This window comes from Sphingomonas mucosissima (assembly GCF_002197665.1).
Lineage (GTDB): Bacteria > Pseudomonadota > Alphaproteobacteria > Sphingomonadales > Sphingomonadaceae > Sphingomonas > Sphingomonas mucosissima.
In genome coordinates, this window is the sequence record NZ_NBBJ01000002.1 from 377089 (window position 1) to 389498 (window position 12410).

10 protein-coding genes are annotated in these 12410 nt (G+C 64.1%); 5 read left to right on the top strand and 5 right to left on the bottom strand.

Annotation, left to right across the window (positions count from 1 at the left end; all coding sequences use genetic code 11):
• The first annotated feature begins 125 nt into the window (after positions 1 to 125).
• A complete protein-coding gene (locus SPMU_RS08995; RefSeq protein WP_245832949.1) occupies positions 126 to 830 on the top strand; it encodes a murein L,D-transpeptidase catalytic domain family protein in 705 nt (234 codons plus the stop codon).
• On the opposite strand, the gene SPMU_RS09000 is transcribed toward SPMU_RS08995, so the two are convergent.
• The 3 genes from SPMU_RS09000 to SPMU_RS09010 are packed head-to-tail and all read right to left on the bottom strand — an operon-like array spanning position 812 to position 4697.
• Positions 812 to 1876, bottom strand: coding sequence for a glycosyltransferase family 2 protein (locus SPMU_RS09000; protein ID WP_245832951.1), 1065 nt, complete (start codon positions 1874 to 1876; stop codon positions 812 to 814). The two genes, SPMU_RS08995 and SPMU_RS09000, sit on opposite strands and share 19 nt — an antisense overlap.
• Positions 1873 to 4344: a DegT/DnrJ/EryC1/StrS family aminotransferase gene (locus SPMU_RS09005; RefSeq protein ID WP_088333526.1), complete on the bottom strand. Its 2472-nt coding sequence runs from the start codon at positions 4342 to 4344 to the stop codon at positions 1873 to 1875. The genes SPMU_RS09000 and SPMU_RS09005 overlap by 4 nt, the downstream gene beginning before the upstream one ends.
• A 41-nt stretch (positions 4345 to 4385) precedes the next feature.
• Positions 4386 to 4697 (bottom strand): chorismate mutase, encoded by a 312-nt coding sequence (locus tag SPMU_RS09010; RefSeq protein WP_088333694.1) that lies wholly within the window; start codon positions 4695 to 4697, stop codon positions 4386 to 4388.
• 177 nt (positions 4698 to 4874) lie between these two features.
• Between SPMU_RS09010 and rpsD the strand changes: the two genes are divergently transcribed.
• A complete protein-coding gene (gene rpsD / locus SPMU_RS09015; protein ID WP_088333527.1) occupies positions 4875 to 5489 on the top strand; it encodes a 30S ribosomal protein S4 in 615 nt (204 codons plus the stop codon).
• A gap of 87 nt (positions 5490 to 5576) precedes the next feature.
• Here the strand turns inward: rpsD and SPMU_RS09020 are convergent, their stop codons facing one another.
• On the bottom strand, positions 5577 to 7478 hold the full coding sequence (locus tag SPMU_RS09020; RefSeq protein ID WP_245832954.1) for an alpha/beta hydrolase family protein: 1902 nt from the start codon (positions 7476 to 7478) through the stop codon (positions 5577 to 5579).
• Between the two features lie 216 nt (positions 7479 to 7694).
• On the opposite strand from SPMU_RS09020, the gene SPMU_RS09025 reads away from it, so the two are divergent.
• Both SPMU_RS09025 and SPMU_RS09030 read left to right on the top strand, forming a co-directional pair.
• A complete protein-coding gene (locus SPMU_RS09025; protein WP_088333529.1) occupies positions 7695 to 9338 on the top strand; it encodes a M28 family metallopeptidase in 1644 nt (547 codons plus the stop codon).
• Complete coding sequence (locus SPMU_RS09030; protein WP_088333530.1) at positions 9335 to 10300, top strand: agmatine deiminase family protein; 966 nt, start codon at positions 9335 to 9337, stop codon at positions 10298 to 10300. The genes SPMU_RS09025 and SPMU_RS09030 overlap by 4 nt, the downstream gene beginning before the upstream one ends.
• A gap of 76 nt (positions 10301 to 10376) precedes the next feature.
• Here the strand turns inward: SPMU_RS09030 and purB are convergent, their stop codons facing one another.
• Positions 10377 to 11687 (bottom strand): adenylosuccinate lyase, encoded by a 1311-nt coding sequence (gene purB, locus SPMU_RS09035; RefSeq protein ID WP_088333531.1) that lies wholly within the window; start codon positions 11685 to 11687, stop codon positions 10377 to 10379.
• 154 nt (positions 11688 to 11841) lie between these two features.
• Here purB and SPMU_RS09040 point away from each other — a divergent pair, with 154 nt between their 5' ends.
• A complete protein-coding gene (locus SPMU_RS09040; RefSeq protein WP_140418435.1) occupies positions 11842 to 12333 on the top strand; it encodes an EF-hand domain-containing protein in 492 nt (163 codons plus the stop codon).
• Positions 12334 to 12410 lie beyond the last annotated feature (77 nt).

Sequence of the window (12410 nt, forward strand, 5' to 3'; positions counted from 1 at the left end):
GATGAGCCGCGTCGTTAGTGCGGTGGGCTGGTGCGCTCTCTGGTTAAATGGCCGGAAACGACAGAGATTATTCACCTTTTTCCTGTTATACCGAAGCTCTACCGGGAACGGGGATAGCGAAATCGATGGCGACACTGGGTGATACGGCGCCGACGCGTCGGGGTTTGCTGAAGACGGTTGGCGCGCTGGCTGGCGCAATGGTGGTGCCGGACGCGGTCTCCGCAGCGATGCGCGTAGCCGAATCGCAGCAGCGTGCACTGACACCATCGGCACTGGCGCCGGTGCGGCCCGCACCCCGAGTGGTGCCGAGTTCACCGCGTGTGGTTCGTCCCGAGCTGATGCGTCAGGCGCTGGCGGCGCTGGAGCGGCATGGCAATACGATCAAGCTGCGTGACCGGATCGTAATTGCTGATTTCTCCGCTCCCTCGTCGCAGCGGCGCTTCCACTTCATTGATCTCGTCAGTGGCCACAGCGAGTCGAAGCTGGTTTCTCATGGAAGCGGATCCGATCCGGGGCACACCGGCTATCTCCAGCGTTTCTCCAACCAGAATGGCTCAAACGCTTCCTGCGAGGGCGCCTTCCTCGCTGATAATTATTATATCGGTAAGCATGGCAAGTCGCAGCGCCTGATCGGCCTGGATCCGACCAATAACAACGCGCTTGCGCGTGCCATTGTGGTTCATGGGGCGTGGTATTCGAACGAGGATATCGTGCGCAGCCGTGGTCGCCTCGGCCGGAGCCAGGGTTGCTTCGCTGTTGGTGAACGTGAGTTGGCCGAAGTGTTCGAGCGCCTCGGCCAGGGCCGGATGATTTACGCAGCCAAGGTGTAACGCCGGCGGGCAATACGGGCGCGGCCAATCAGCCGCGCCCATAACAATTCCTCCAAGCCATTGTGCCCGAGCCCGAGATGTGGCGGGCGGACGCGCAGCGCGTCGGCGAGTGTGAGGGTGCCGGCCCGGAGAGAGCAGCGCGACACGTCCGCCCAGCGCCGCGCCGTGACCCAGCGGACCATGCGTATGTCAGCGGCGCTCCAGTCGCGCTCCGCGAAGAACGCCTGCTGGAGCCGCACCAGATACGCGCCGAGTTGGGCCAGGGTGGCGCGATCCGGCACTGGCTGGCGGTGCATGAGATGTTCGACGACGAGCGCAGCGGCCGTTCCGGCTTGCTCCTTCAGCAGAGGCGCATAAGCCGCCTTCAGTACCTGCTGGGCGCTGGCGAGCATTGTGTCCTCATAACGCTGCGATGCGCCGCTCGCATGGCGTCGATAGGCCAGTAACGGTGCGTCGATGCGGGCGATGTCCCCCAGCGCCGCCACGCGATGATAGAGATCGAAGTCCTCCGCATAGAGGATGTCCGGCCGCGTGAACGGTTCGAGACGGCGGGCTGCGTCGGCTCGCAGCATCACCGACGACCAGACGATCGGGTTCTCGATCCTCAGCAGCCATTGAAGCAAACCGGGCGTGGTGTTGGCAACATGCGGGGAGGGCAGGAGCCGCGCCCCTTCCAGTACCTCGGTCGCGCTTGCGAGCAGGACCGTTGCGGGATGGGCGTCGAGATAGGCAACTTGCTGGGCGAAGCGACCGTGCAGGCACAGATCGTCCTGATCCAGCGCCGCAATGTATCGCCCGCGTGCTTCCGCGAACGCGCGGTTGCGTGCCCGTACCGGGCCGCCGTTCTGCTCCAGCGCGATCATGCGGACGCGCGGGTCGGGCCAGGTGCGCAGGACCTCCCGCGTGCTGTCAGTCGAGCAATCGTCGACGACGATTACCTCAAAGTCGGCAAAGGTCTGCTTCTGTAGGGAGGCGAGCGTCGCCGGCAGCAAATCGGCGCCGTTGTACGCCGCCATGATGACGCTGACGACGGGCGCGCCGCTCACGCAGCGACCCTTGCTCGTCCGGCGAGCAGTTGATCCACGATCATCATGCCGACGTCATTCTGCCACAGCCACAGGCCATTCGCCTGGCCGACGAAGCTGGCCTCTCCGCCAAGCTTGCCATGCGGGACAAAGCCGGCGGCGAGGCCAATGCCGAAGAGGCCGGGAACGGGGGCGCCGGACGCGTCAGTGACGCGGCAAGCATTATCGACCATGGGCGCGCCCGCATGGGCCGCGAGTGCGAGTGGGCGACCTTCTGCATCCTCCAGAAGCAATGCCCGCGGACGATAGCCGAGCGCGGCGATCACAAGGTCGGCATTCTTCAGAATGTCGCGTGCCGCCTCATCGTGATCGCCGGTGACGCGATGGAGGGCCAGTCTCGGCTCCGGGGCGCGTCCGTCGACGCCGAGCATGCGCAGCACCAGTTCGCGTGCCTCAAGCCGGAAGCCCGCGAGCCGATAAACGAAGCCCGAGATCGGGCAGATGTCTTCAGGGCCGAAATCGATGAACCCTTCCGCATGCGCCGCCTCGACCGAATGGTAGAAGGGACGCAGCGGGCGCCGATGCAACAGGGTGATGCCGCCGGCGCCGAACGGCAGGGCCGGGCGCTCGCGCAGCAAGAGTGCTACGGTCGTGAGCGCGCTGGTGGAGCCGCCTATTACCGCGACACGGGGCGCGCGCTTTCCGGAGAGCAGATCGGCAACCATCTCGAATCCGCCGCGCGCGAGCACCGAATCGGATTGAAGCAGCCGGTCACCAGCCAACTCGATCAGTGACGTTCCGGCGACCTGCTGGGTGACGAGCCGGTCCAGCGGCTGATGACCGCCGGTGGCGATCACGAGATTCTCCGCCACATGCTCGGTGTCGCGGTGGGTGGCGGTGTCGCGCAGGCGCACGTGCCAGCGCCCGTCTTTGCGGCGGGCGCTTAATGATTCCATGCCCGTCATCACCGTGCCGCCATGCGCGGTGATGCTCGCGTGCAGGCGATCGCCGATCGCGCGCAGAAGCGGGCCGACTTCGGCCAGCGGAACGCCCAGCGAGGCGCGATGGCGAGCAACGGCAAGCGCGGCGGGGTGGTCCGCAAGCGCGGCAATCGCCGGATCGGGATTGCCCTCGATCGCGCTGAGAAACGTTTGGGCCGTCGAATCCGAGGTGATGGCGTAGCGGCCGAGTTGTCCACCACCGATAGCGCCATCGCGCTCGACGAGAACGAGGCCGCGCGCGAGATCGGGAAGCAGGCCATGGCGGCTTGCTGCGGTGAGCAGGGCCGTGCCTGCCGGGCCGCCGCCGATGATCATCGTCTTAGCTACGGGAGGCATCGCGCGATAAGCCGAACGCGGTTCAACGGCGACCACGCGATCCAGCGTGTCCACAACGCGCGCCACATCCTCAACTGTCATCGAATCGGACAGGGGCAGCGAGAGGAGGCGGCTGCCGACCATGTCTGCGACGGGCGTGGGCTCGATCTGCGCGATGCCGCGCACCCAAGGCTGTTCGCCCAAATGCGGGCTGAAATATTTGCCGGCGCCAATGCCTTGCTCGTCCAAGCGCGCGATGATGGCATCGCGTTCGTGTGTCCGCTCCGAAGGCAGCAGGAGGGGGAAGAACCCGAGCGCCTGCCGCCCCGCGCGGTGTGGCTGCATTACATAGCGGCCGGCAATCGCGTCGCGATACGCCTCAGCGAGTTGATCGCGATGTCGCGAAACGCGCGCAAACTCGTCCAGACGGGCTTGGGCCACCAAGGCCATTGCCTCCGGCATTTTCGCATTCAGCCCCGGCAGTGTGGCGGTTCGGGGTGCCGTGAAGCCGAAATTGGCCATGGCGCGCAACCGCTCGATCCGGTCCACGTCGGCGCAGTGAATCAGGCCACCCTCCTGTGTGGCGAAGGGCTTGGTGGCGTGCATGGAGAAGACAATGGGAAACGGCGCGCCCGCACCAAAGCCAACGCCCGAAGCATCGGTCGTGCCGAGCGACGCCGCAGCGTCGACCACCACTGCAACGCCAAATCGCTTCGACAGCCAGCGATAGCGATCGAGATCGATACCGTATCCGAAGGTCGCGTAGGGCACGATAGCGGCAATCTGAGCGCCATGGCGCTCCAGCAGCCGTTCCTCCTCCTCCGGCGCGGCGCTCCAGTCGCTCGCATCCACGTCGCAGACGAGCGGGGTGAGGCCTGCCCACCATGCCGCTTGGGCGGTGGCGGCGAAGGTCATTGCGGGCATCAGCGCGAAGCGGCCAGCCGGGCCGTCGCTCACCGCATCGCGGAGCGAGATCATGAGGCCGAGCGTAGCGTTGGCTACGGCAAGACAAGCGCCTTGGCCGCCGAACAACCGGCGCGTGGCATCCGCTTCGAAGGCGCGCAGCACTGGACCGTTGTTGCTGTAAATCGCCGAGTCCTCGATTCGAGCCAGCGCCTCAGTTAAGGTGCTAAGTCGCGGTGGATGCGGCGTAATCAACGGCAAGCGCTTCATGAACGGTATCTCCTCCCGTCCATGAGCCTGGCAGCACCGACCTAAGACTTGGTTACCCGGCGGTCATATTCTTCGAGTTCATAGGCGATCGAAGCTTCGACAAGATCATCCCACAACCGGCCAATTGCCTCTTCGGGAAGTCCCGCAGCGCCGGCAAGTGTACGCGCATTAGCGATTACTTGTGCCTTTCGGGCCTCGTCACGCACGTGCCCACGCTCCGGCTTGATACGGGCGGCGGCATCCATATAGTCAAAGCGGCGGCGCAGCAGCGCGATCAGCTCGCGATCGACTTGGTCGACCCCGGCACGTACTTCGGCCATGGTGCTGCATTCTGGTCCGGAAAGGATCGTCATGCGGGCGCCTTGGCGGCGCGGCGCGCGGCTGTCCAGCTTGACTTGCAACTGTCATCCGTCTAGGCGCGCCGCTTCGCGATCGCCCCTGCATCCCGGTGAAGCAGGCGGCCTGCCCGTTATTCGTGACGGATGGTGCGATACCGGGGCCAACGTTGTTAGCAAATCGAAGGAAAGACGATGTCGAAGCGCCATAGCGCCAAGCACAAGCTCGATCGCCGTTTGGGCGAGAACATTTGGGGTCGCCCGAAGAGCCCGGTCAACAAGCGTGAGTACGGCCCAGGCCAGCACGGCCAGCGCCGCAAGGGCAAGGTGTCGGACTTCGGAATCCAGCTGCGCGCCAAGCAGAAGCTGAAGGGCTATTACGGCGACGTCACTGAGAAGCAGTTCCGCCAGTCCTATGACGAGGCCGCCCGGATGAAGGGCGACACCTCGCAGAACCTGATCGGCCTGCTCGAGCGCCGCTTGGACATGATCGTGTATCGCGCCAAGTTCGCGCCGACGATCTTCGCGGCTCGCCAGCTCGTCAGCCACGGTCACGTTTATGTGAATGGCGTGAAGTGCAACATCGCGTCGCGCCGCTGCGCCGTGAATGACGAGATCACCATCGGCAAGAAGGCGCAGGAGATGGCGCTGGTGCTCGAAGCTCAGAGCCTCGCCGAGCGCGATGTGCCGGATTATGTGGTGCAGGACGGCGCCACGAAGGTGACCTTCATCCGGGTGCCGACGCTCGACGAAGTGCCGTATCCGGTGAAGATGGAGCCGAACCTGGTGGTCGAGTTCTACAGCCGCTGACCTGACACTCCGGCATCGGCCGGAGCGTTACCAGCCAGCGTGCTAGGAAAGAAAGGGCGGTCCGCTTGGGCCGCCCTTTCTTTTTGGTCAGAGCCCCAGCGACTTGCGCAGGAAAACGTCCGACTTCTCTAGCATGTCGGCACGTACCGCGCTGTCGTCCAGCGAGTGCGCCAACCCCTTATACTCGACGAGTTCAACGCTCTTGCCGGCGCCGCGCAGGGCGCGTTCCATCAAACGTGCCTCCTCGATCTCCACATTCATGTCGAGATCGCCGTGGAACATTAGAACGGGTGCGCGGATCGCCGAGGCGTTCTGCGCCGGTGAGCCTTCCCGAACATGGGGTCCCTCGCCGACCATCTTCAGAACCTGCGGGTAATTCGATCTTTCAAAGAATTCCTGCTTCCACGCTGCGAGATCGGTGACCGGCGCCACAGCGATAACTGCCTTGTACAGATCCGGATCAACCACGCCTGACTGAAGGGCCGCGTAGCCGCCGTAGGACCAGCCGACGACCCCAAGCTTTCCGGGGCGTGCGATCCCTGAGGACAAGAGCCAGCGGCCAGCATCGTTCACGTCACCCATCGCGGTCTTCCAAGACTTAAAGCCGTTATCGGCAAACCAGTCCGAACCGTATCCGGCCGAGCCGCGGAAGTTGGGTTGCAGCACCGCAAACCCCCGCGCAGCGAAAAACTGCGCCCACCAGTCAAAGCCCCATTCGTCACGCGCAGACGGTCCGCCGTGCGGCATCACGATAGCCGGCAGGTTCTTTCCATCGCTGTTGACCGGAAGGGTGAGATAGCCCGGGATCTTCGTGCCGTCGGCTGCTGGGAAGGTGATCGGCTTCATGGTCGCGAGTGGCACATCCGCCAGATCCGCGCGGACCGGCAGTACTTCTGCGAGCTTCCGGCTCTGCTTATCGAACAGGTAGAAGGTACCGGGGTGCGTATCCCCGCCGGCAAACATCAGCAGCTTGCTTTCGTCGGTGCTGGCGTCAACGAAGCTGACGAGCGGCTGCTTGGGAAGTGCCTTCGCCAGTGCCTTCGACAGAGCGGCCAGCTCGGGGTCGAAAAACTGCGGGCGTCGCACATCGGTGGCGATGCTCGCGCCGACGACGCGGCGGTGCCGACCGATCTGGATCAGGTCATCGACGTCCACCTGCGAATTGGCGATAACCAAGTCCCGCTTTAGCGATCCATCCAGCGCCACTTTCCACAGCGCCTGGCGCCCGTTGTAATCGTCAAAGCCGAAGGCGACGTTCAGCTTTGGATCTACCGTATAGGGATTGAACCCCCTGAAGCGCCCGCCAAGAAGTTCGAGCTTGGACAGCGGCTCCCATGTCCGTGATTCCGGTTTGCGGTAAAAATAGTTGATTTCGTTGGCGGAATAGCCGGTTCCGGCGATCGGGCGAACGCCCATGATGCGCACGTTGCCGACGCCGTCACTGATATACTCGACGGCATCGCGCTTTGCCCGCTCAACGGGCCGGCGCTGAAGCGTTTTGAGATCAACCCGCTCGACGCCCAGACCCTCGTCATTTCTCTGGACGACTCGGTCGATCGAGCTTTCCGGAACATATTGCCGCGCAACCAGAACATTGCCCTTGCCGTCGCCGGTGAGGTCCAGGACGCGGCCCCCGTCGCCGTGAAAATACAAGGAGCGTTCATTCACGCGGGCGGTGATGAGTTTGAAGTCCTTGCCATCGGCGTTGATGGCGAAAAGGCGCGTGTACCCTTCGATCAGATTGGAGTTGCGCGTCATCACAAGCGCGCGGCAGACAAGCCGCTCGGTCGTGGCCCATTGGCAACTCGCCAGTTTTTCGGGATCTCCGCTGGTCTGCATGATGGAGACGGGCAAGCCGCCCTTCGCCGGATCGGCGATCATCAGCGCCGCGCCTCGCGCGCCCGCCGGCACGATCATGGCGACACGGCTGCCATCGGGCGAAAGACTGATCTGGCTGATGCCTTCGCGTGCGCCGAAGGCACGTGCCAATGGTGCTGCGCCTTGTGCGTGCGCCAGAACGGGCGCCGTAGCCGCTAGCAACGTCACGATAAACGCGCGCGACTTCACTCGTGTCGTCATAGTCTTGTGTATCCCCCCAGGCGCCAACTTTGCCGGGCTGGCGGGCATTTGCAAGGACCGAGCGCACGTTGCGAGCGAGGCCGCAACCTGTATGGGACAGCTATCTTCCTTCACGAGGTTTTGCGGATGCGTTCGATACTGTGTTCCCTTGCCGCTCTCATCGTAGCCGCGCCGGTATTGGCGCAGACCGCGCCGCAGATTTCCATGGAGACGCTGAAGTCGGTGACGCAGGAGCTGTCGTCAGACCGTTATGAGGGCCGCGCGCCGACGACGGCTGGCGAGAAGAAGACGATCGACTATCTGGTGAAGCGTTTCGCGGCGGCAGGGCTGAAGCCCGGCAACAAGGGGCAGTGGACCCAGGACGTGCCGATGGTGGAGATCACGGCGAGTGACGTGTCGCCGTTTATCGTGACTGGCGGAACGGCGCCGGTGACCTTCAACTATCGCACCGACATCGTCGCCGGGACGTACCGGGTGGTGCCCAAGATCGCGCTGAAGAACAGTGATCTGGTCTTCGTCGGTTACGGTATCAACGCGCCGGAGAAGGGCTGGAACGATTATGCCGGCCTCGACGTGAAGGGGAAGACGGTAGTCATCCTCGTCAACGATCCGGACTGGCAGACCAAGGAAGCCGGCGTGCAGGCAGGCCCGTTCGAAGGTCGCGCGATGACCTATTACGGCCGCTGGACCTACAAGTTCGAGGAGGCCGCTCGGCAGGGCGCTGCTGGCGCGATCATCGTCCATGATACGGAGCCGGCGGCCTATGGCTGGTCGGTCGTCCAGTCCTCATGGACGGGCGCCCAATACGGCCTGGACGTGCCGAACAACCATATGGATCAGAGCGAGATGGTCGGCTGGATCCAGCTGGGGAAGGCAAAGGAGCTGTTCGCAGCCGCCGGCAAGAACTTCGACCAGCTTTCCGCTGCCGCGAAGCAGAAGGGTTTTCGTGCCGTGCCGCTTGGCCTGAAGCTGTCGGGCAGCTTCTCGAATGATTTCAAGCGCAGCGTGTCGAGGAACGTCATCGGCGTGCTGCCCGGAACGCAGGCGTCTGATGAGGTGGTGCTCTATTCGGCGCATTGGGATCATCTGGGCCGCTGCGATGCGGTGGACGGCGACGATATCTGCAACGGCGCTGCCGACAATGCCACCGGCACCGCTGCGCTGGTAGCGATGGCGGAGGCATATCGCGCCGCCGGTCCGACGCGCCGTTCGGTTGCGTTCGTCGCGGTGACGGCGGAGGAAAGCGGACTGCTCGGCTCCCAATATTATGCCGCCAATCCGGTGTTCCCGCTCGGCAAGACTGTCGGCGGCGTCAACATGGACGTGCTGAACCTGATCGGCCCGACCAAAGACTTTGAGATCGTCGGCGCCGGCAAGTCCGAGCTGGAGGACATGGTGCGGCCGCTGCTCGCCGCGCAAGGCCGCCGCGTCTCGCCTGAGGCAACGCCGGAAAGCGGCGGTTACTACCGCTCGGATCATTTTAGCTTTGCGAAACTCGGCGTGCCGATGCTGTCGGCCGGGAGCGGCGAGGATTTGGTGAACGGCGGCGTCCTGGCGGGAAAGGCGGCGGCGAAGGACTATAACGTCAACCGCTACCATGGGCCGAAGGACGAATATGATCCGAACTGGAACTGGGATGGCGCGGTGCAGGACCTGACGATTTACTACCAGCTTGGCCGAAAGCTGGCCGACAGCGACATGTGGCCGAACTGGTATCCGACCGCTGAGTTCAAGGCGATCCGCGACAAGTCACGGCAGGAGGTAAAGTGAGCCGCGCACCGAAACCCGAATGGGCGCCGCACAAGGCAGTGTGGATCGGTTTTCCGAGCCACCCGGACCTGTGGCTGACCGATCTTGAACAGGCCCGAAGCGAAGTCGCGGCCTTTGCTGCCGCCGTTCATGCCGATGGCGATGGAGAGCAGGTGCTGCTTGTTGCTGCCGATGAGGAAGCGGCGGCGGAGGCACGTCGCCTGGCGCCGTTCGCGCACGTGGTTGTCGAGAAGTTCGGCGACATCTGGCTGCGCGATACGGCGCCGATCATCGGGCATGACGGCGTGGCGCACGATTTCGCATTCAACGGTTGGGGCGGGAAATATGATCTGCCCGGCGACGACGACATTGGCGAGCGGCTGGCGGCGGAACAGGGCCAGGAGGTGCGGAGCCATGAGTGGGTGCTCGAAGGCGGGGCGATCGATGGCGACGGGTCCGGCCTGGTCGTCACCACGGAGCAGTGCCTGCTGAACGTCAATCGCAATCCCGATCTGTCGCGGGCCAATATCGAGGCGCGGCTCCGTTCAGACCTGGGCTATGATCGCGTGCTGTGGCTCGGCGACGGGTTGCTCAACGATCATACCGATGGGCATGTCGACAATCTGGCCCGCTTCGTGGGTGAGGGCCGGCTGGCGCTGCCAACCGGCCAGGAGAACGACCCCAACTGGCAGGTCTACCAGCAAGCCATTGATCGCGCGAAAGCTTTTGGCGTGGAGGTGGTGACGGTGCCGTCACCGGGCCGGGTGCTGCGCGACGAGGAGATCGTGCCGGCGAGCTACATGAACTTCTACATCGGCAATGCCGCGGTGGTGGTGCCGATCTATGGTTCGGACCAGGATGCGGCTGCCGTTGCCGCCCTCCAGGCGATCTTCCCGGACCGGAAGGTCGTGGGGTTGCGTGCCGATGCTATCCTGACCGGCGGAGGCAGCTTCCACTGTATCTCGCAGCAAATTCCGGCCTGATTACCACCGCTCGCGGATCACCCCCGGCCTGTTTGGGGGTGATCCGCGGCCTCATCGATGTACCCGGCGGCCTCGATCAGCCGAAGACGCGCGCGAAGATCGTGTCGACGTGCTTGTAGTGGTAGCCGAGGTCGAATTCGGCATCGATCGCCTCGGGTGACAGCGCCGCGGTGACATCCGCGTCCGCCTTCAAAAGTTCGTTCAGCGATAGCGCGCCGTCCGATTCCCACACCTTCATCGCGTTGCGCTGCACGAGGCGATAGGAATCCTCGCGGCTGACCCCGGCCTGCGTGAGCGCCAGCAGCACGCGCTGCGAATGGATCAGGCCGCCCATGCGATCCATGTTCTTCTGCATGCGCTCGGGATAGACGAGCAGCTTATCGATCACGCCGGTGAGGCGCGCCAAAGCGAAGTCCAGCGTGATGGTGGCATCGGGCGCGATGTAGCGCTCCACCGACGAATGGCTGATGTCGCGTTCGTGCCAGAGGGCAACGTTTTCCAGCGCCGGCGTCACATAGCCGCGGACCATGCGGGCCAGACCGGTCAGGTTTTCGGTCAGCACCGGATTGCGCTTGTGCGGCATGGCCGACGAGCCCTTCTGACCGGGCGAGAAGTATTCCTCCGCCTCCAGGACCTCGGTACGCTGAAGGTGGCGAACCTCGACGGCCAGCCGCTCGATCGAACTCGCCACGACGCCCAGCGTCGCGAAGAACATCGCGTGGCGATCGCGCAGGATCACCTGCGTGGAGACGGGCTCGACCGCGAGGCCGAGCTTGGCCGCGACATGCTCTTCCACCCGCGGATCGACATTGGCGAAGGTGCCGACTGCGCCGGAAATGGCGCAGGTGGCGACTTCCGCGCGCGCCGCGACCAAGCGGGTGCGGCACCGGCTGAATTCGGCATAAGCCTCCGCCAGCTTCAGGCCGAAGGTGACGGGTTCGGCGTGAATGCCGTGGCTGCGGCCGATCGTGGGGGTGAGCTTGTGCTCCTCGGCGCGGCGACGCAGCACGGCGAGCAGCGCGTCGATGTCGGCGATCAGAATGTCGGATGCACGCGCCAGCTGGACCGCGAGGCAGGTGTCGAGCACATCCGAGCTGGTCATGCCCTGGTGCATGAAGCGCGCCTGATCGCCCACCTGCTCGGCCACCCAGGTGAGGAACGCGATCACGTCATGCTTGGTGATTGCCTCGATCGCGTCGATCGCGGCAACGTCGATCTCGGGGTTGGTCCGCCACCAGGCCCAGAGCGCGCCTGCCGCTTCCTTGGGCACGACACCCAGATCGGCCAAGGCCTCGGTGGCATGCGCCTCGATCTCGAACCAGATCTTGAAGCGCGCTTCGGGCGTCCAGATCGCGGTCATGTCGGGTCGGGAATAGCGCGGAACCATGTGAGCATCCTTGGTCGTGCGGTGGCGACGGCTCGCGATGAGTCGTCGAAAGGAGACGTGGCGGGCGCGTAGCAGCCATGCGGCTGAGCGCCAACCGTGCACGTCGGAACTCAAGGTGGTGGACAAGGGTTAGTCCAGACGAGACGTTTTCGATGTGTCGTATAAGCTGTCGAAAGATGGTGCATCTGCGAGGAAGAAGGGAGCAAGGAGAACGATCATGTTACGGCAGCTAATCATGGCAACTACTGTGGCTGTTGCTGCTCCAGTCTTTGCTCAGAGCGCCGATAAAGCAACACCAGCTCCTAGTGTGGCGACGCCAGGCGCATCGATATTGCCGCAACAGCCCGCACCGGCGGCTTCAGGCGACCCGGCGGGTGCGGCGCAGACGCCGGATCAGGCCTCCTCCATCGTGAACGCGGAGTTCGCCAGCTATGACAAGGACGGCAACGGCCTGCTCGACAAGGCGGAGTTCGCCGCCTGGATGGATGCGCTGAAGGCACGCGCGCCAGCGGGCGGAGACAAGCCGGGCGATGCCAAGTGGAACGAGGCCGCGTTTGCAAAGGCAGACAAGGATGAATCGCTGTCGTTGACACGATCCGAACTGGCCGATTTCCTTGGCATGTCGGTGAAATCCAGCGCAGGATAAGGCAGTATCGGATCACGTCTGGCCTGCCGACACTGTTCGCTGGCCTTCTCCCTGGCGATGATTGGGGGTTTGTTTAC